This window comes from Aliiroseovarius marinus, from assembly GCF_004360145.1.
In the GTDB taxonomy this organism is placed as follows: domain Bacteria; phylum Pseudomonadota; class Alphaproteobacteria; order Rhodobacterales; family Rhodobacteraceae; genus Aliiroseovarius; species Aliiroseovarius marinus.
The window spans coordinates 17,015-36,089 of record NZ_SAIT01000023.1; the positions used below are offsets into that span (position 1 = coordinate 17,015).

14 protein-coding genes are annotated in these 19,075 nt (G+C 58.9%); 4 read left to right on the plus strand and 10 right to left on the minus strand.

What is annotated here, in order from left to right; translation table 11 throughout:
• From narJ to EOL43_RS14315, 5 genes are all read right to left on the minus strand, one after another.
• A complete protein-coding gene (gene narJ, locus EOL43_RS14295; protein WP_133489595.1) occupies positions 1 to 717 on the minus strand; it encodes a nitrate reductase molybdenum cofactor assembly chaperone in 717 nt (238 codons plus the stop codon).
• A complete protein-coding gene (gene narH, locus EOL43_RS14300) occupies positions 717 to 2,240 on the minus strand; it encodes a nitrate reductase subunit beta (RefSeq protein ID WP_133489596.1) in 1,524 nt (507 codons plus the stop codon). The genes narJ and narH overlap by 1 nt, the downstream gene beginning before the upstream one ends.
• Positions 2,237 to 5,974 carry a nitrate reductase subunit alpha gene (locus tag EOL43_RS14305; RefSeq protein ID WP_133489597.1) on the minus strand — a complete coding sequence of 1,246 codons (3,738 nt, stop codon included), beginning with the start codon at positions 5,972 to 5,974 and terminating at the stop codon, positions 2,237 to 2,239. The genes narH and EOL43_RS14305 overlap by 4 nt, the downstream gene beginning before the upstream one ends.
• A gap of 62 nt (positions 5,975 to 6,036) precedes the next feature.
• Entirely contained in the window at positions 6,037 to 7,653 is a 1,617-nt protein-coding gene (locus tag EOL43_RS14310) for an MFS transporter (RefSeq protein ID WP_133489598.1), read from the minus strand.
• 65 nt (positions 7,654 to 7,718) lie between these two features.
• The gene (locus tag EOL43_RS14315) at positions 7,719 to 9,131 is read right to left on the minus strand and encodes an MFS transporter (protein WP_133489599.1); all 1,413 of its coding nucleotides are present in this window, start codon (positions 9,129 to 9,131) and stop codon (positions 7,719 to 7,721) included.
• Between the two features lie 276 nt (positions 9,132 to 9,407).
• Here EOL43_RS14315 and EOL43_RS14320 point away from each other — a divergent pair, with 276 nt between their 5' ends.
• Positions 9,408 to 10,106, plus strand: a complete 699-nt coding sequence (locus EOL43_RS14320) for a helix-turn-helix domain-containing protein (protein ID WP_133489600.1) — start codon at positions 9,408 to 9,410, stop codon at positions 10,104 to 10,106.
• A gap of 27 nt (positions 10,107 to 10,133) precedes the next feature.
• Here EOL43_RS14320 and EOL43_RS14325 read toward each other — a convergent pair whose 3' ends face one another.
• The 5 genes from EOL43_RS14325 to EOL43_RS14345 all read right to left on the minus strand — a co-directional run bounded on the left by EOL43_RS14325 (position 10,134) and on the right by EOL43_RS14345 (position 15,221).
• Entirely contained in the window at positions 10,134 to 11,054 is a 921-nt protein-coding gene (locus EOL43_RS14325; protein WP_133489601.1) for a glucokinase, read from the minus strand.
• The gene (locus EOL43_RS14330; RefSeq protein ID WP_133489602.1) at positions 11,051 to 12,148 is read right to left on the minus strand and encodes an ABC transporter ATP-binding protein; all 1,098 of its coding nucleotides are present in this window, start codon (positions 12,146 to 12,148) and stop codon (positions 11,051 to 11,053) included. Before EOL43_RS14330 ends, EOL43_RS14325 begins: the two co-directional genes overlap by 4 nt.
• A gap of 4 nt (positions 12,149 to 12,152) precedes the next feature.
• Entirely contained in the window at positions 12,153 to 13,049 is an 897-nt protein-coding gene (locus tag EOL43_RS14335) for a carbohydrate ABC transporter permease (protein ID WP_133489603.1), read from the minus strand.
• Positions 13,042 to 13,914 (minus strand): carbohydrate ABC transporter permease, encoded by an 873-nt coding sequence (locus tag EOL43_RS14340; RefSeq protein ID WP_133489604.1) that lies wholly within the window; start codon positions 13,912 to 13,914, stop codon positions 13,042 to 13,044. Before EOL43_RS14340 ends, EOL43_RS14335 begins: the two co-directional genes overlap by 8 nt.
• 62 nt (positions 13,915 to 13,976) lie before the next feature.
• Positions 13,977 to 15,221 (minus strand): ABC transporter substrate-binding protein, encoded by a 1,245-nt coding sequence (locus EOL43_RS14345; protein ID WP_133489605.1) that lies wholly within the window; start codon positions 15,219 to 15,221, stop codon positions 13,977 to 13,979.
• A gap of 221 nt (positions 15,222 to 15,442) precedes the next feature.
• On the opposite strand from EOL43_RS14345, the gene EOL43_RS14350 reads away from it, so the two are divergent.
• From EOL43_RS14350 to EOL43_RS14360, 3 genes are all read left to right on the plus strand, one after another.
• Entirely contained in the window at positions 15,443 to 16,186 is a 744-nt protein-coding gene (locus EOL43_RS14350; protein ID WP_133489606.1) for a response regulator, read from the plus strand.
• Positions 16,183 to 17,631: a sensor histidine kinase gene (locus tag EOL43_RS14355; protein ID WP_133489607.1), complete on the plus strand. Its 1,449-nt coding sequence runs from the start codon at positions 16,183 to 16,185 to the stop codon at positions 17,629 to 17,631. Before EOL43_RS14350 ends, EOL43_RS14355 begins: the two co-directional genes overlap by 4 nt.
• A 195-nt stretch (positions 17,632 to 17,826) precedes the next feature.
• Positions 17,827 to 18,960 (plus strand): citrate/2-methylcitrate synthase, encoded by a 1,134-nt coding sequence (locus tag EOL43_RS14360; protein WP_133489608.1) that lies wholly within the window; start codon positions 17,827 to 17,829, stop codon positions 18,958 to 18,960.
• The last annotated feature ends 115 nt before the right edge of the window (positions 18,961 to 19,075 follow it).

Consider the following 19,075-nt stretch of genomic DNA (forward strand, 5'->3'; position numbering starts at 1 on the left):
TCATTCCGCAGCCACGCCGGGGGCGCGGGCTGCTGTGTCTGATTTGGGTTCATCCATGCGCGCCAGCATGTCGCGCACTTGTGGGCAACCGGCGTTGGGATCGGGGCCGAAGCGGACTTCGCTTTCCTCCCAGATCTCGTCCAGTGCCTCCAGATCGTTTGGATCGACCTCGGGCTGTTCCAGCAACTCGGCCACGGCTTCTTTGTCGGCTTTTACGCCAGAAAGCTGCAACAAAGCGGCGAACACGGCAGCATATGGGCTGTCACGTCGAGCCAGTCGTTCACTCAACGCCTCCAGAATATGCGCCGCGTCCGCCAGGGTATCCTGTCCCTCGGCATAGGGACGCGTGGACAGGAATTCCAACAGAACAGGCAGGTGGTCGGGCAGTTCGCTCGACACCGGATCGAACCCGGCCTCGCGATACATCTCGACCAGCGACACCATCGCCCCGCCCCGATCGCGGCTTTCGCCGTGAACATGTTCAAACAGGTTCAGCGACAAAGTGCGCGAGCGGTCGAAGAGCAGCACATACTGCTCTTCCAGGTCATAAATGTCCTGCGTGCCCAAGGCATCAACCAAGGGCCGCAGGTCGCGCCGGGCAGCCGCCGTCAGACGGCTGTCCGATGCCAGCACCGCGCCGATTTCCGGCATGGCCTGCTGCAGTTCGCGAGTGGGGTAGCTTAGAACCAGCGAGATGGCTTTAAAGGTACGGTCCATTACATCACCTCCGACGGCATTTTCAGGGCTTTCTTGGCACCGCCAAACAGCGAGGCCTTGGACGTTCCACCGGAACAGCCATTGGTGTCGGTGAAGCCGCAGCCGCCGCGCAGATCGTAAGCGTCTTCGACTTGTTCACGGTGTGTGGTCGGGATCACGAAACGGTCTTCGTAGTCAGCCAAGGCCATGATTTTATACATGTCCTCGATGGTGCGACCCGACAGACCGACGCGCTGCGCCAGACCCTCGTCCGTCACGCCCTCGATGGTTTTCGATCGCATGTAGGCCCGCATCCCCAGCATCCGCTCCAACGCTGTGACCACGGGGGCTTCGTCGCCGGCGGTCAGCATGTTGGCCAGATACTTCACCGGGATCCGCAGGTTCTGGACGTCGGGCATTGCGCCGTCGGTGCCGATTGCACCTGCTTCGGCTGCGTTCTGGATCGGGCTGAGTGGCGGGATATACCAGACCATCGGAAGGGTGCGATATTCGGGGTGCAGCGGGAAGGCTACTTTCCACTCCATCGCCATCTTCCAGACCGGGCTTTCTTGAGCTGCCTTGATCCAATCCTGCGGAACACCGTCGCGCGCTGCGGCGGCAATCACCTCGGGATCATTCGGGTCAAGGAAGACACCCAGCTGTGCGTCATAAAGATCGGTGGTGGCTTCCGCATTCGCGGCTTCCTCGATCTTGTCGGCATCATAGAGCATCACACCCAGATAGCGGATCCGGCCCACGCAGGTTTCCGAACAGACGGTCGGATTGCCGCTTTCGATACGCGGATAGCACAGGGTGCATTTCTCGGACTTACCGGTCGACCAGTTATAGTAGACCTTTTTGTAAGGACAGCCCGAGACACACATCCGCCAACCGCGACACTTCTCTTGGTCGATCAGAACGATGCCGTCTTCCTCGCGCTTATAGATCGCGCCCGAGGGACACGAAGCCGCACAGGCCGGGTTCAGGCAGTGTTCGCACAGACGGGGGAGATACATCATGAAGGTGTTCTCGTATTCCCCGTAGATCTGCTTTTGCACACCTTCGAAGTTGTAGTCTTCACCACGTTTCGAGAACTCGCCGCCCAGGATTTCTTCCCAGTTCGGTCCCTTTTCGATCTTCTCAATCCGTTCGCCAGTGATCTTGGAACGCGGGCGTGCGGTCGGGAAGGCCTCCATTTCGGGGGCCGACTTCAGGTGGTCATAGTCGAAATCGAACGGCTCATAGTAGTCGTCGATCTCGGGCAGGTCGGGGTTGGCGAAGATATTCGCCAAGATCCGCCATTTCGACCCCTGTTTGGGCTGCAACTTGCCCGATTTGGTGCGTTCCCAGCCACCGTTCCAACGTGCCTGGTTTTCCCAGTCGGTCGGATAGCCGGTACCCGGTTTGCTTTCCACGTTGTTGAACCATGCATATTCAACACCATCGCGCGAGGTCCAGACGTTCTTACACGTCACAGAGCAGGTGTGGCACCCGATACATTTATCAAGGTTCAACACCATGCCGATTTGAGCACGTACCTTCATTCTGCTGCCTCCTTATTCGGGGTCGCTTCACGGTCGAGCCAGTCAACCTTCTTCATCTTGCGCACCACGACGAATTCATCGCGGTTCGCACCAACGGTGCCGTAGTAGTTGAAACCGTAAGATTGCTGGGCATAGCCGCCGATCATGTGAGTGGGCTTCAGCGTCGCACGCGTGACCGAGTTGTGAATGCCGCCGCGTTTGCCGGTCTTCTCAGACCCGGGCGTGTTCACGATTTTCTCTTGCGCATGATACATGAAGGTCGTTCCGTCCTTCATCCGCTGACTGACAACCGCACGGGCCGTCAGGGCGCCGTTCGAGTTGTAGAGCTCGACCCAATCGTTATCGACAATACCTGCCGATTTCGCATCGTTTTCCGAGATCCAGATCACCGGGCCCCCGCGGTTCAGCGTCAGCATGTGAAGGTTGTCGGAATAGGTCGAGTGGATACCCCATTTCTGGTGCGGCGTGATGAAGTTCAGCACCACATGCGGCCAGTCTTTCTCGCTATGCACCTCGTCGGTAATCGTTTTCAGGTCGACGGGGGGGCGATAGGACAGGAAGCCTTCACCGAAGGCCAACATCCACTGGTGATCCTGATAGGTCTGTTGACGACCCGTCAGGGTCCGCCACGGGATCAGTTCGTGCACGTTGGTGTAGCCCGCGTTATAGCAGACCTCTTCACTTTCCAGACCCGACCATGTGGGCGACGAGATGATCTTGCGGGGTTGCGCGGCGATGTCGCGGAACCGGATCTTTTCGTCTTCCTTCGGCTTGGCCAGATGGGTGTGATCACGACCGGTTGCTTTGGACAGGCTGTCCCAAGCTTTGACAGCAACCTCGCCGTTGGTTTCCGGCGCCAGCATCAAGACGACCTCAGTCGCATCAATGTCGGTCACGATCTTCGGCTGACCCTTGGCGGGGCCGTCCTCGTGCACGCCATTCAGTTCGCGCAGGTGCTGCACTTCGTGCTTGGCGTCGACCATGATGCCTTTACCGCCATTCCCCAGCTTGTCCAGAAGCGGACCAAGGGCCACAAAGCGGTCATAGATCGCGGTATAGTCGCGTTCCACCGGCACATAGTTCGGCGCGGTCTTGCCCGGAATAAGGTCACATTCGCCCTTCTTCCAATCCCGCACCTGATCCTGCGCCAGCTCACCCGGGGTGTCATGCAGAAGCGGCACCTGAACGATATCCGTCTCCACACCCAGAATTTCCGGGGCAACTTCCTGGAACTTGTGGGCGATGGACTTGAAGATCTCCCAGTCCGACTTGCTTTCGTAAGCCGGGTCCACGGCCGCCTGAAGCGGGTGGATGAACGGGTGCATGTCCGAGGTGTTCAGGTCATTCTTTTCGTACCACGAGGCCGTGGGCAGAACGATGTCCGAATAGACCGCAGTGGTCGACATGCGGAAGTCCAGCGTGACCAACAGGTCCAGCTTGCCTTCGGGCGCATCCTCGTGCCACTTGGCTTCTTTCGGAAGCTGCGCGCCTTCTTCCCCAAGATCCTTGCCCAGAACACCGTGATCGGTGCCCAAGAGGTGCTTCAGGAAGTACTCGTGCCCCTTGCCCGACGAACCCAGCAGGTTCGAGCGCCAGACAAACAGGTTGCGCGGCCAGTTTTCCGGTGCATCCGGGTCCTCGCAGGACATTTCCAGATCGCCAGATTTCAGCTGCTGCGCCACATAGGCAGGGATTTCCATGCCCGCGTCTTTAGCCTGTTTGGCCACCTCCAGCGGGTTGGTTTTCAGCTGCGGTGCCGACGGCAACCAGCCCATGCGTTCTGCACGGATGTTGAAGTCGATCATCGAGGCATCCCAGTCACCTTCCGGTGCGGTGGGCGACACGATCTCGCTTGCGGTCAGGGTCTCGTAACGCCACTGATCCGAATGCGCATACCACATCGAGGTCGAGTTCATGTGACGCGGCGGACGGCCCCAATCGAGCGCGAATGCCAGCGGCAACCAACCGGTCTGCGGACGCAGTTTTTCCTGACCCACATAGTGGGCCCAACCGCCGCCGGACTGACCGACACAGCCGCACATGATCAGCATGTTGATCACGCCGCGATAGTTCATGTCCATGTGGTACCAGTGGTTCATCGCAGCGCCGATGATGATCATCGACTTACCGTTGGTCTTCTCGGCGTTCTGCGCGAATTCACGGGCGACGTGGACGATCTTGTCAGCGGATACGCCGGTGATCTTCTCGGCCCAGGCGGGGGTGCCCGGCACGTCTTCGTTATAGTCCTTGGCAACCCAGTCGCCGCCCAGACCACGATCCAGGCCATAGTTGGCGCAGAACAGGTCAAAGACAGTGGCCACGCGGATCACGCCATCTTTGGTCTGAACTTCGCGGATCGGAATGTTGCGGGTCAGAACGTCAGGACGGTCATCGCCGGTCGAGAACTGCTCGGTCGCGCCAGCACCGAAATAGGGGAAGTCCACGCCAGCAACGCGATCATGGTCGCCATCGCCGATCAGCGTCATTTTCAGATCGGTGTCGGATTTGTTGGCGCGTTCTTCGAGGTTCCATTCCCCGTCTTCGCCCCAGCGATATCCGATCGAGCCGTTGGGCGCGACCAGACCACCGGATTTTTCATCCAGAGCAACGGTTTTCCATTCCGGGTTATTGTCTTCACCCAGTTTGCCGTCCAGATCGTCAGCACGCAGGAAGCGGCCAGGAACCAGCTTGCCGTTCTTGTCTTCCAGCTTCACCAGCATCGGGAAGTCGGAATACTTGCGGCAATAATCCTCGAAATACTCGACTTGGTTATCCAAGTGGAATTCGCGCAGGATCACGTGGCCAAAGGCCATCGCCAGTGCGGCGTCGGTACCCTGTTTGACGTTCAGCCAGACGTCGCCAAATTTGGCGGCTTCCGAATAGTCGGGGCAGATGACGGCGGACTTGGTGCCGCGGTAACGCGCCTCGGTATAGAAGTGCGCATCAGGCGTCCGCGTTTGCGGCACGTTCGAGCCCCAGAGCAGCAGATAGCCAGCGTTGTACCAGTCAGCCGATTCCGGCACGTCGGTCTGTTCACCCCATGTCATGGGCGAGGCCGGCGGAAGGTCACAATACCAGTCATAGAAGGATCCGCAGACCCCGCCAATCAGGCTCAGGTAACGCGCACCAGCGGCATAAGAAATCATCGACATGGCCGGGATGGGCGAAAAGCCGATCACGCGGTCGGGGCCGTATTTCTTGGCGGTGTAGGCGTTGGCGGCGGCGGTAATCTCGGTCGCTTCATCCCAGCTTGCGCGGACAAAGCCACCCTTACCGCGGGTCTTTACATACGAGTCGCGCAGGATCGGGTCGTTCTGGATCGCGGTCCAGGCCTCGATCGGCGACATGGTCTGGCGCATCCGGCGCCATACTTTCATCAGACGTCCACGGACCAGCGGGTTCTTCACGCGGTTCGCGGAATACAGATACCAGCTGTAGGACGCACCACGGGCACAGCCGCGCGGTTCGTGGTTGGGCAGATCAGGGCGCGTACGCGGGTAATCGGTCTGTTGGGTTTCCCAAGTGACGATCCCGGATTTCACGTAGATCTTCCACGAACACGATCCGGTACAGTTCACCCCGTGGGTCGAGCGCACAACTTTGTCGTGGCGCCAGCGATTCCGATAGGTGTCCTCCCAGTCGCGGTTTTCGTTGGTCACTTGGCCGTGACCGTTAGAAAACTGTTCCAGTTCTTTGGACTGGAAGAAGTTCAGTCTGTCGAGCAGGTGGCTCATCTGATTTCTCCTAGGTTGGCTGGCCTACCCCGGCACGGGGCCGGGATAGGCGGGCGTGCATATCAGGGGTTCTTCACGTAGGCGCCGGGGCGCAGGTAGAACCACCAGTTGATGGCGATGCAGACCGCATAGAAGATCGCGAAGCCGTACAGTGCGTATTCAGGCGTTCCGGCCTTCAGCTGTTCACCAAACACTTTGGGGATGATGAATGCGCCGTAAGCAGCAACCGCAGCGGTCCAACCCAGAGCAGGACCAGCCTGTTCTTTGTTGAACACCATCGCGATGGTGCGGAAAGTCGAGCCATTGCCGATACCCGTTGCGGCGAACAGGATCAGGAACAGACCCAGGAACGGGTAGAAGTATTGTTCCGGAGTTGCCGACGAATAGGCCTGCTGGATGAAGTAGGCGACACCCAGTGCCGAGGCGACCATGACGACCGAGATAATCTGGGTCACTTTCGCGCCACCGGCTTTGTCAGCCCACATACCACCCAGCGGACGGATCAGAGCGCCGATGAATGGGCCCATCCAGGCAAACATCAGGGCCGACGGGCCGTTGGGGTTTACCATGTCGTGGGTCATCACACCGTCAACCTCGACGTGGCTGAAGCCGAACACAACTTTGATGGTCAGTGCCAGAGCGGCCGAGTAGCCGATGAACGAACCAAAAGTCATGGTGTAGATGATCGTCATGGCCCAAGTGTGCTTGTTGCCAAAGATCTTGTACTGGCGGCTCAGGTTTTGACCGACAGCACCGGGGATCATTTTCAGACCCAGCACGGTCAGGGCGATAACGATCGGCAAAACGATCCATTTCGATACACCCATGCCCGACGTCGGCAGACCACCTTCCGTGCCCGGCAGCAGCAGCCACAGGCCAAAGGCAGCGGTGATGAAACCGATCAGCAACATGCCCGAGATCGTGGCGAATGCGCCAAGCGGGTTGGGGATGTTCGGCGAGACGTGCTCGTCACGGATGTTGTTCATCCCCATCCAGCCAATGATCGCCAGCGGGATCAGGAAGACCAGCCAGATCAGGCCAGCGTTCTGGATGTAAGTCTCGGTTCCGGCAGGGATTTTACCGATCAGCGTACCCGAGGTGTTCACCAGCGTGCGGCTTTCGCCACCGAAGATACCCATGGTCATCGCCAGCGGGATCAGGATCTGCATGGTGGTCACACCGAAGTTCCCCAGACCCGCGTTCATACCCAGGGCGTAGCCCTGAATTTTCTTCGGGTAGAAGAAGCTGATGTTCGACATCGAGGACGAGAAGTTACCGCCGCCGATACCCGACAGGAAGGCCAGGATCTGGAAATACCACAGAGGCGTATCGGGGTTCTGCAGCGCCAGACCAGCACCAGCAGCCGGGATCATCAGAAGTGCTGTGGTGAACACAATGGTGTTTCGGCCACCCGCGATCCGGATAAAGAAGGTCGACGGAATACGCAGTGTTGCACCGGTCAGACCAGCGATTGCGCCCAGCGTAAACAGGTCGGATTTTGCAAACTCGAAGCCCAGATTAAGCATCTGAACAGTGATGATGCCCCAGTACAGCCAGACAGCAAAGCCGCACAGCAGGCTGGGAATGGAAATCCACAGATTTCGGTTGGCAATGGACTTACCGGTGGACGCCCAGAAGGCCTCATCATCCGGTGTCCAGTTTCTTAGATCTTGTCCCACGACAGTCCCTCCTCAGGGTTTGATTGGGCGGGCCACCGGGACAGGCGGCCCACCATATTCTTTGTTCAGACTTTTTCAGCGTGCGTGCGGTTGTATTCCTCGATCACGGCGCGCGATTCAGTCACCGCGTTCACGGCGCGGGCGGCGCGAAGCTCCAACCCGTCAAGCTGAGCTTTTTCAAAGAGCGCACGTTCCTCGGCTTCTTTCTCTGGCGAGAAGCGGATGAACAGGGCCAGAACCGAGGCACAGCAGACCATGATGCCGATCACGAAGAAGGCGTTGTTCCAGGCCATTTCGCCTTTGAACAGGAAGCCTGCAGCCACGGCGCCTGCGTTGCCGCCAGCACCCACGATGCCTGCCACAGCGCCCAGCGCTTTCTTGTTGACGAAGGGAACGACCGAGTATGTCGCGCCTTCCGACATCTGCGTGAACAGCGAGAAGATGATCAGCATCGGGATCGCCAGGAACAGCACGTCCATGCGGCTGAACAGCATCAGGGCAAGGCCCTCACCCAGCAGAACGATGAACAGCCAGAATGTCCGGCCGCGCAGGCCCCAGAGCGATGCGAAGTTGTCGCCGAAGATTCCGCCCAGCGTACGGGCGAAGATGTTCATCAGACCGAACGAGGCCGCGATCAGACCGGCCGTCACCAGCGTCAGGCCATCGAAGTAGTCATAGAAGTACAGCGCGGCGACGTTGTTGACGGTCAGTTCGATGCCGAAGCAAGCAGCGTAGATAAAGAACAGAACCCAGACGCGATAGTCGGCCATGGCTTTAAAGTAGGCGCCAGTGACCTTTTTCTTGTCTTCAAGCTGGCCTTTTTCGCGCAGCTCTTTGAAGTTCCCGTCCGGGGCGTCTTGCGTCAGGAAGAAGTACGCGATGCCGACCACGAAGATCACACAGCCTACAACCACCATGGACAAACGCCAGCTGGAGGCATCCGTGAAGCCCAGCGTGATGAAGATCGAGAAGACCAGCGGCATGGCAAACTGCGTGACACCGCCACCCAGGTTACCCCAGCCTGCGCTGGTTGCGTTGGCCGTCCCCACCACGTTCGGCGCGAACATGACAGTGGTGTGATACTGCGTAATCACGAAGGCCGCACCGATCATGCCGATCAGCAGGCGGAAGAACAGGAAGCTTTCGAAGCTATCGGCCAAGCCAATCCCGGCCACCGGGAAGGCGCCAAGGATCAACAGCCAAGTATAGGCAAGCCTTGGACCGATCCGGTCACACAGCCACCCAATAAAGAAGCGCCCGACGATCGTCATTGCCACCGAGGCAATGATCGTCCAGCCAACCTGCGATTTCGTAAACCCAAGCTCATCGCGCACGATGATCATCAAGGGCGCGATACCGAACCATGCAAAGAAGCACGAGAAGAACGCAAACCACGTCATGTGGAAGGTTCTGATTTGCACCATTCGGACGTTGAAGAAGTTACTCCAAAGGCTTGTGGCCTTATTCTGAATTTCCATTTCTTTTGTCCCCTTTTCGACCTTCAGCCCCGACCCTTTCAGGATAGGCCTGCGGTCGCTTTCGATGGGGACAACGTCTGCGAGGGCTGCGCAGTTTGTTTTGATCCAAGTCAAAAAATATAATTTGTCCTTTAAAATAAACCACTTACCAAAATCCCTCAAGCCAGCCACCACTGAACTGCAAGTTGAAGGGCGAAAGAAAACAAACGAAGGTTTGACATTTATCAATCGCAGCAGTTAAGAATTTTTCAAAATCAGAAAGCCAGTAAATCCGCCATGCCCGAATCGCATCGACCAGATATTCGCAAGCTCGACTTGTTCTCGGAAATGTCCGACGAGAACTTCCAGTCGTTGATGCACGCGTCGTACCTTCAGACGTTTCCGCCGCAGATCGAACTGATCACGGAAGGCGATTCCAGCGACTTTCTGCATGTGGTTGTTGATGGCTCGGTCGAGCTGTTCGCCCGCTGGAATAACCGCGAAACCAGCGTGGCGATCATCCGTCCGATCTCGACCTTCATTTTGGCGGCCACCTTGCGCGATGCGCCAAACCTGATGTCCGCACGCACGCTCGAGAAAAGCCGCGTGGTTCTGATCCCAAGCGAAGACGTGCGCCGGATCTTTGACGCGGACAACAACTTCGCGCGCGCCATCGTGTGCGAGCTCGCCTCGGGCTATCGCGCGTCGATAAAGAAGACCAAGGATCTTAAGCTGCGCACATCACTAGAGCGTCTGGCCAACTACCTGCTGCGTCAGCAGACCCGCGAAGGCGGCGGGCCCGAATTCGAATTGCAGACGGAAAAGAAGCGGCTGGCGTCCTATTTGAACATGACGCCCGAAAACCTGAGCCGCGCCTTCAAGTCCCTAAAACCTTATGGTGTCGAGGTGGACGGTAGCAAGATCACGATTACCAAGCAATCGGATCTCGAAAAGTTCGCCCGTCCAAGCCCGCTAATTGACGACAAAACCGTATAGCCCCCTGCCCTAAGGGCCAAGCAGCGCCTAGCGCGCGTAGACCGCGCACCCTTTCAGCGCCGCCGCATCATCCAGGATATTGTGGACCGGAACTGCGCCAACGGTGTTTAAGTCAAACTGCTTCCTCACGATATCGACGAAGGTTGCCTTGGCTGAGGTCGCCAGTAGGTTCCTTGCCACGCCCCCGGCAAAGAAAATCCCCCGTCTGGGCAGGAACGCCAGCATTAGGTTTCGTGTGAGCACTGCAAGTAGCCCGGCATAAAAGACCTGAAACTCCTGTTGCACGCAGGTCTGCACTGCCGTGGCACCATCCGTCACGGGGACGGCCCGCGCTTCCTCCAGCGCATGAAGGGCGGCATAGCCTCGGCCCGAGAACACCTCTTCAATGGTCGTGAACGCGACCGCCTGCAGCCCATATCGCGCGGACAATTGCGTCGCGATGTCGGCGGGAAGGCAGATATGCCCGTACTCCACGTCCAACTGAACCACCCTGCCCTGCGACATCATCACCGGGGACACGTTGAACCCGGTTCCGATCCCGACCACCAGAGCCTGCGTTTCGCCCTTGGCCTCGGCATCCGCGGCAATGATGGCATCAAGACTATCAGACCCGAGGGATCCGCTGGCCTGCCCAAGGGCTGCCAGATCGTTCAGCAGAGACACTGGACGCCCGCCAAGGCTGCGCGACAGTTGCGCCTCATCAAAATGCCAGTCCCGGTTGGTCAGGCAAGCCTGTCCGCCATGGACAGGCCCCGCAACCGCGATGACCGCGTCAGCGATCTGTGCCCCCACCCGTCTGGACAGGTAGTGCGCTAGCACATCGTCGAAGCGTGCAAAGTCATCGTTGCGAAAGTTTTCAACCGATGCAGTGATCAGCTGCCCTGCGCGGGCCAACCCCAAACGGGTGTTGGTCCCGCCGATATCGGCAACAAGCCTGTCACCGGTCAATTCAGGCGCTCTCCGCTTTCGGGCGCAAAGTAGGACACTTTGCTAAGGTCAAACGCCAGCGGCAAAGTCTCACCCGAACGCGCGTTGGTTTCAGCGTGCAGGCGCGCTGTGACCTGTTTGCCGCCCAGTTGCGACACTACATAGGTGTCGGCGCCAGCCGGTTCGACCATGTCGATCAGGCAATCGGCCTCTTGCACGTCCTCACCGGCGCGGAAGCCCGCTTCGGCGATGTCTTCGGGGCGCAGGCCCAGAATGACGTCCTCGGGCAGGTCTTTGGCGTGGGTATCGGTCAGGACCAACGGGGCCGCGCCAGCGCGTTCGATCTCGATCTTCGTGCCGGAGCCATTGGCCTTGGCGCGCGCCGGGATCAGGTTCATCGCCGGGCTACCCATGAAGTCCGCCACGAAAAGGTTCGCGGGTTTGTTGTAGATCTCAGCCGGGCTGCCGATCTGCTGCACGATCCCACCCTTCAGGACAACAATCTTGGTCGCCAGCGTCATTGCCTCGATCTGGTCATGGGTCACATAGACCATGGTGGCGTTCAGGTTGTGGTGCAGCTTCTTGATCTCGGTCCGCATCTCGACCCGCAACTTGGCGTCAAGGTTCGACAGCGGCTCGTCAAACAGGAAGAGCTTGGGATCACGCACCAGTGCCCGGCCCATCGCGACACGCTGACGCTGACCACCGGACAGCTGGCCCGGGCGACGCTGAAGAAGCGGTTCGATCTGCAATTGCTGTGCCACCTCGTTCAGCTTCTTTTCCTGCGTTGCCGCGTCCACACCGCGCACTTTCATGCCGAAGGTGATGTTCTTGGCCACCGACATGGTCGGGTAAAGCGCATAGGACTGGAACACCATCGCGATGTCGCGGTCTTTCGGGCTGACCTCGGTCATATCGCGCCCACCGATGCCGATCGAGCCGCTGGTGATCGGCTCAAGCCCTGCGATGCAGTTCAACAGCGTGGACTTGCCGCAGCCCGAGGGGCCAACGAGGACCAAGAAATCTCCCGGTTCGATCGCGACATTGATGTCTTTCAGGATCTCGACGGACCCATAGTTCTTGTAGAGGTTTTTGATATCCAGAATAGGAGCCATGGGTTTAGCCTTTCACGGAGCCCGCGGTCAGTCCGCGGATGAAGTATTTGCCGGCGACGACATAGACGAGGAGTGTGGGAAGGGCGGCGATGATCGCAGCAGCCATATCCACGTTGTATTCCTTCACGCCGGTGGTCGAGTTTACGATGTTGTTCAGCGCCACAGTGACGGGTTGGGTTCCGGCCTGACTGAAGCTGACCCCGAATAGGAAGTCATTCCAGATCTGGGTGAACTGCCAGATGACGGTCACGACGATGATCGGCAGCGACAGGGGCAGGAAGATCGACCAGAAGATCCGGAAGAAGCCCGCGCCATCCACTTTTGCCGCCTTCACCAGCTCTTGCGGAATGGTGACATAGTAGTTGCGGAAAAAGAGCGTGGTGAAGCCGATACCATAGATGACGTGGACGAAGATAAGCCCCGGGATGGTCCCCGCGATGCCCATGATGCCCAGTGTCCGCGCCATCGGCAGCAGCACCACCTGAAACGGGATAAAGCACCCAAACAGCATTAGCGAGAAGATCAGGTTCGCGCCTTTGAACTTCCACTGGGCGATGACATAGCCATTAAGCGCCCCAAGGATGGTCGAGATCAGAACCGCCGGGATCGCCAGGATCACCGAGTTCCAGAAGTAAGGGCGCAGGCCTTCACACTGGATGCCGGTACAGGCGCCGGACCATGCGGTCCGCCAGGCCTCGAACGTGACTTCCCGGGGGAAGGCCACAAGGCTGCCGGTGCGGATCTCTTCCAGACTTTTCAGCGAGGTCGTGACCATCACGAAAAGCGGCATCAGATAGAACAGGGCAAACAGGCCAAGCAAGGTGAACAGAAGCCAGCGCAGGGCGATACGACCCCAATTGCGCGATGGGCTGTGAGCGGTGGTAAGCGCAATATCAGTCATGTTTCGTCCTCAGTTCAGAGTAGAGGTAGGGAACGATGATCGCGAAGACGACGGCCATCATGACCATGGCAGAGCTTGCCGCTTGCCCGATATCGCCGCGCGAGAACGCCATCGCGTACATGTAGGTTGCAGGCAGGTCGGTGGCATAGCCGGGACCGCCTCCGGTCAGTGCGATGACAAGGTCGAAGCTCTTGATCGCAAGGTGGGCCAGCACGATGAAGGCTGACAAGAAGATCGGGGCCATCGACGGGATGATGATGGCGGAATAGATGCGCCAGTTGGGGATCCCATCGACCTGTGCGGCCTTGATGATTTCCCCGTCCACGCTGCGCAGACCAGCCAAGAAAAGTGCCATAACAAAGCCCGAGGCTTGCCAGACACCGGCGATCACGACGGCGTAGATGGCCATATCGGGATCAATGACCCAGTCGAAACTGAAGTTTTCAAACCCCCAGTCGCGGACCATCTTTTCGATGCCCAGTCCGGGGTTCATGATCCACTTCCACGCGGTACCGGTGACGATCATCGATAGCGCCATGGGGTAAAGATAGATCGTGCGCAACACGCCTTCGGTGCGGATTTTCTGGTCCAGCAGGATGGCGATCAGCAGGCCCAGTACCATCGAGATGATGATGAACAGCGTGCCGAAGATGAAAAGGTTCACCATCGCAGTGTCAAACCGGGGCGACGCAAACAGGCGCTCGTATTGGATAAGGCCCTCGATCTCGTATTTCGGCAGCAGCCGCGAGCGGGTCAGAGACACCCAAGCGGTCCAGGCGATGAAGCCGTAAACGAAAACGAGGATGGCGGCGAAAGAGGGTGCAAGCACCATCTTGGGGACATGACGTTCAAGCCATTCGGTCATTGTAACGTTCCCTGAATAGAAGGAGGCCCCGCATCTGTGACCAGACGCGAGGCCAGGGAGATTTACATGGAGTTGGCGACAGCGTCGGCCAGCATGTTCACAGCATCAGCCGAGGACATGTCCGAGTTGAAGTGCGCAGTCACCACGTCGGTGATGGCACCCGACTGCGCACCACGCAGCGCCATGCCGTGGGCATAGCTGGGCAGCAGCGAACCGTTGTCCGAGCTTTCGCTCATGTCTTTGGCGGACAGGTGAGCACAGCTGTCGAAGTCGTCCAGAGCCACGTCTACACGCGCCGGGATCGACCCTTTGTTCAGGTTGAACACTTTCTGGAAGTTCTGACCAACGATCAGCTTGGACAGAAGGTCCTGGCCGGCTTTCTTGTCGTCGCCATCCACGTTGAACATGGCAAAGCTGTCGACGTTGTACAGGAAGCCGTCACCCGGCACCGAGGCACACAGGAAATCTTCGCCCGGTGCTTTGCCAGCGGCAAGGAACTCACCCTTTGCCCAGTCGCCCATGATCTGGAAGGCGGCTTCGCCATTCATGACCATCGCCGTGGCAAGGTTCCAATCACGGCCCGAGAAGTTGTCGTCAACATAGCCACGCATTTTGCGCATCTGGTCAAAGACAGCGACCATGCCGTCAGATTTCAGAGTGTCCATGTCCAGATCAACAAAGGCTTTCTTGAAGCCGTCGGCGCCAAGGATGCCCAATGCAACAGCTTCGAACACGGTGGCATCCTGCCATGCCTGACCACCATGGGCCAGCGGGGTGATACCAGCGGCTGCCAGTTTGTCAGCGGCGGCGTTGAACTCGTCCCAAGTGGAGGGCATGGCGATGCCATTGGCTTCCAGAACGTCAGCGTTGGCCCAGATCCAGTCAACACGGTGTACGTTGACGGGGGCTGCACACCATGTGCCTTCACACATCATGTGACCAGCGATCGAGGCAGGCAGTACGTCCGCCCAGCCTTCGGCTTCTGCAACGGCCGAAATGTCAGCCAGAACGCCTTCTTCATACCATTCCTGAATGGCTGGGCCTTTCAGCTGAACGGCGGTCGGTGCGTTGCCCGACAGAACACGTGCGCGCAGGGCGGTCATGGCTGCATCGCCACCGCCACCGGCAACCGGCATGTCGGTCCAGGTGCCGCCATTGTCTGCAAACTCTTGCTGCAGAACGGCGACGGATTTGGCTTCACCGCCCGAGGTCCACCAGTGCAGAACCTCGGCCTGAGGCTCGGCGACTGCGGGCATGGCGCAGGTGATTGCAATGGCCGAAACGGCCGCGAATACGGATGTCTTCATTAGATTTTTCCTCCCATTGGCCACCCGATTAGGTAGCGCTAACCCAAGCTTGCCGACTGAACCCCTCTTTGCGCAATGCTAGAAACAGGGCCAGATTGCAGCTGAAGTTAGTTTTTCGAGCCTTTTGTTACATGATGTTACGCAAGCCTTGATTTTGTTGCACGCTGTTACAAACACACAGATGGTGAGGACGGCATATTTGCCGAAGGGAGGCATATCGCATGGCGATTCCACGACTGCTTGTCGTCGATGATGACGCAGAAACGCGCAGCATGATGACCCAGTTTCTACAACAGAACGGGTTCATGGCGTTCCCCTGCGAGACCGAGGACGCGATCCGTCACCACCTGAAAGGCGGACGCGTGGACCTGATCCTGTTGGACGTGATGCTGGCGGATGAGAACGGCGTCGAGATCTGTGCACGCCTGCGTAAGGAACAGGACGTGCCCGTCATTCTGGTGTCCGCCCTGTCAGCTGATCACCACCGTATGAAGGGCTACGAGGTCGGCGCGGACGACTATATCGCCAAGCCCTTCAACCCCGAACTGCTACTGGCCCGCGTGCGCGCCGTCTTGCACCGCGCCAATCGCAGCGCCTCGCTTGTGTATCGCCGCAGCGTGTCGGTCTTTCGCTTTGCCGGCTGGCACTATGATGCCAAACGGGACGAGGTGACCTCGCCGCAAGGCTATCAGGTTGCCCTGTCGCGCAAGGAAACCGCGCTGCTAAAGGTCCTTCTGGCCAACCCGCACATCCCCCTAACCCGTGATGAGATCGCGAATGCCCTTGATGTCACCGGAGAGGCACAGGGAACCCCGCCCGAAGGCTCTGGCCGGGCCATCGACGTCCTTGTAGGACGTCTACGCGGCAAAATCGAGACCGACCCCAAATCCCCTGAACTTCTGCGCACCGAACGCGGCATCGGCTATGTGTTCGCCGCCGATGTCTCGACCGAGGACAGCGCATGAGCAAGGGGTTTCGTCTGCAAACCCTTGGGATCACGCTGGTCGTGGTCTCGTTCGCGATGGCATTCATCTCGGCATGGTTGTGGTTTGCGTCAAACCGCTCGTGGCAGGAACACCTGACCGGCAGCTATGTCACCGGCATCGCGCTTTATGAATCCCTGCGCACGGGTGCCGAGCCGCCTGAAGGCATCCACATCACTTCGCTGAACGCGATGGATGAAATTCTGGCCAGCCGCGGCGAGTTTTCGCGCCTGCCCGACATCCCCAAGCCCGCCTTCACCACCAATGTGTCAATCAAGGGTCCGGGCCGGGATCCGGTATCCGGCGAAACCCTGGTCCTCGGCATCGTGTCCGAGAACCTGCAATATTCGGTGTCTGAACTTGTCTCGAACGAAGGCCAGCCCGCCGCCCAGAAGTTCGGCAATGTCACGCGCCTGCTCGCGACCTATTGCAGCGAACCGATCCTCTTTGCCCGCATGGGGACACAACCATGGCTGCGCATCGACGGGCGCGCGGTCTGGGGCTGCGGCGCAGCGCCCAAAGATATGCGCGTGTTGGCCGTTCTGATGTGTCTGGTCGCCTTGGCCATCCTTGCCACGGTGGTGCGTGATACATCGGCCTATTTTGACCGCTTTGCGCGGGCCCTGCACAATCGACGCCGTCTGGGTGGGCCGGAAAGCTATGCCGTGCAAGGACCGGAAGAGCTGCGCGACATCGTTCTGGCGGTGAACAGCTATCTGGAAGATGAGCGCGCCCAACTGTCCAAACGCGCGACCGTTCTATCCGGCGTTAGCCATGACCTTGGCACCCCTGCCACCCGCTTGCGCCTGCGTACCGCGCTGATCGAGGACGCCGATCTGCGCGACAAGTTCGAAGCTGATATCGACAGCATGACCGAGATGATCGAAAGCGTGCTGACCTATACCCGCGCCGAGTTAAATGAAGAAAACCCGCGGCAGGTATCACTGACCTCGATGATCGAGGCGCTCGTTGCGGATTACGAAGACTTGGACCAGCCCGTCGCGATCCGCACGCTCGAGCGGCCCTCGGTCGAAGGGGGACGCTCGGTGTTTGCCGCAACCCCCGGCCATGTGGCGCTGCCCAACATCCAACGCATCCTGATCACCGCCCGCCCTGTGTCCCTGAAACGCGCCATATCGAACCTGATCGAGAACGCGTTGAAATACGGTCGCCGCGCCACGGTCGAGCTGACGGCAAACGCCGATCACGCCACCATCGTGGTCGAGGACGAAGGATCGGGCATGTCCGCCGAAGACATCGAAGCCGTGGTCGCGCCGTTCAAGCGGGGGGAAAACACGCAAGCCGTGGATGGGTTCGGGCTGGGCCTGACCATCGTGGCAACGGTTGCCGAACAACATGGTGGGCGCCTCTATTTTGAAACCGGCGCGCATGGCTTGCGTGCCTGTCTCGAAATCTGCCGGAATTAAGAAACGGGGCGTTCGGGTCAACCCGACGCACCCCCCCCCCGCAGCGCGTCTTGGAAGGCAATACGTTCGGTTGCCCGCAAAGTCGATTAGCACTCTCGGGACGGAGATGTTAGGAGACACCCAAACCCGCCAGAGTCACGTTTAGTGATCACACCCCGTACAGGTCCCTGCGCCTGCAAACCCAAGGAATGAACAATGACCGAGGATGTAAAAATCAACCGTGGCCTCAAGGGGATTTACTTTGAGCGCTCTGGCGTGTCGCATATCGACGGATCCAAGGGCGAGCTTCTGTATCGCGGGTACAGCATTCACGATCTGGCAACCCATTCCAGCTTCGAAGAGGTCTGCTTTCTTCTGATCCACGGCGAGCTGCCGACCGCAGAGCAGTTTGCCAGTTTTGATGCGCAACTGAAGGCCGCACGCGAACTGCCACAAGAGGTCTATGACATCATCCGTGCCTGCAAAGATGGGCATCCGATGGATGTGCTGCGCACAGCCGTCTCAGCCTTGGCCGCACTTGAACCCGGCAGTGCCGAGAAGGGCGAAGACGGCTTCCTGACGAACGGCATCCGTTTGATCGCGCAGGTGCCGATGATCATCGCAGCACACGAAGCCCTGCGCAACGGACGCGAACCCGTCGCCGCCGACCCGTCCCTGTCGCATGCCGCCAACTGGTTGTGGATGTTGAAAGGGGAACTGCCCTCTCCCGAAGCCGTGCGTCTGGCGGATGTCGATTTTATCCTGCACGCCGAACACGGCGCAAATGCCTCGAGCTTCGCGGCCCGCGTCACCGTGGGGACCGAAGCCAATCTGCATGGCGCGATGGTCACGGCACTGTCGACGCTGGCGGGCCCAGCCCATGGCGGTGCCGCCGAGGATGTCATGAAAATGGTGCACGAGATCCAAGACCCCGCAAACGCCGCCGCTTACGTCAAATCGAAGCGCGAAAACCGCGAGGCCGTCACCGGATTTGGTCACCGCGTCTATCGCACCGAGGATCCACGCGCCCGCCACATGCGGGATGGCGTGAAGCAATTGGGCGAGGAAATGGGCGCACCAGAATGGTACGAAATCCTTCAAGCTGTTGTCGATGCGATGAAGCCCTATTCTCGGCACGGGCTGAACGTGAATGTCGATTTCTACTCGGGTGTGGTCTATCAGCTGCACGGCATTCCGATGGATCTATACGTCCCGATCTTCGCCATTGGCCGTATGCCCGGGTGGCTGGTTCAATGTCTTGAACAACAGCGCCAGAACATCCTGATCCGCCCCCTCACGCTCTATAACGGCCCCGAAAAACGCGACTATGTCGCTTTATCCGACCGGTAAAGAACGGGCCTGATCAGGGCCATGTTCATGTCGGCGGTTTAGCTGCACTGCCGGCCACATCTGGAACCCCAAAAAAAGGGCGGGGAATTTCCCCGCCCTTTCCGTTTCTCACCGC

Excerpts from the sequence above, each read along its gene's own strand:
- narJ (WP_133489595.1), bottom strand. The coding sequence starts at position 717 with ATGGACCGTACCTTTAAAGCCATCTCGCTGGTTCTAAGCTACCCCACT.
- narH (WP_133489596.1), bottom strand. The coding sequence starts at position 2,240 with ATGAAGGTACGTGCTCAAATCGGCATGGTGTTGAACCTTGATAAATGT.
- EOL43_RS14305 (WP_133489597.1), bottom strand. The coding sequence starts at position 5,974 with ATGAGCCACCTGCTCGACAGACTGAACTTCTTCCAGTCCAAAGAACTG.
- EOL43_RS14315 (WP_133489599.1), bottom strand. The coding sequence starts at position 9,131 with ATGGAAATTCAGAATAAGGCCACAAGCCTTTGGAGTAACTTCTTCAAC.
- EOL43_RS14320 (WP_133489600.1), top strand. The coding sequence starts at position 9,408 with ATGCCCGAATCGCATCGACCAGATATTCGCAAGCTCGACTTGTTCTCG.
- EOL43_RS14330 (WP_133489602.1), bottom strand. The coding sequence starts at position 12,148 with ATGGCTCCTATTCTGGATATCAAAAACCTCTACAAGAACTATGGGTCC.
- EOL43_RS14335 (WP_133489603.1), bottom strand. The coding sequence starts at position 13,049 with ATGACTGATATTGCGCTTACCACCGCTCACAGCCCATCGCGCAATTGG.
- EOL43_RS14340 (WP_133489604.1), bottom strand. The coding sequence starts at position 13,914 with ATGACCGAATGGCTTGAACGTCATGTCCCCAAGATGGTGCTTGCACCC.
- EOL43_RS14345 (WP_133489605.1), bottom strand. The coding sequence starts at position 15,221 with ATGAAGACATCCGTATTCGCGGCCGTTTCGGCCATTGCAATCACCTGC.
- EOL43_RS14350 (WP_133489606.1), top strand. The coding sequence starts at position 15,443 with ATGGCGATTCCACGACTGCTTGTCGTCGATGATGACGCAGAAACGCGC.
- EOL43_RS14355 (WP_133489607.1), top strand. The coding sequence starts at position 16,183 with ATGAGCAAGGGGTTTCGTCTGCAAACCCTTGGGATCACGCTGGTCGTG.
- EOL43_RS14360 (WP_133489608.1), top strand. The coding sequence starts at position 17,827 with ATGACCGAGGATGTAAAAATCAACCGTGGCCTCAAGGGGATTTACTTT.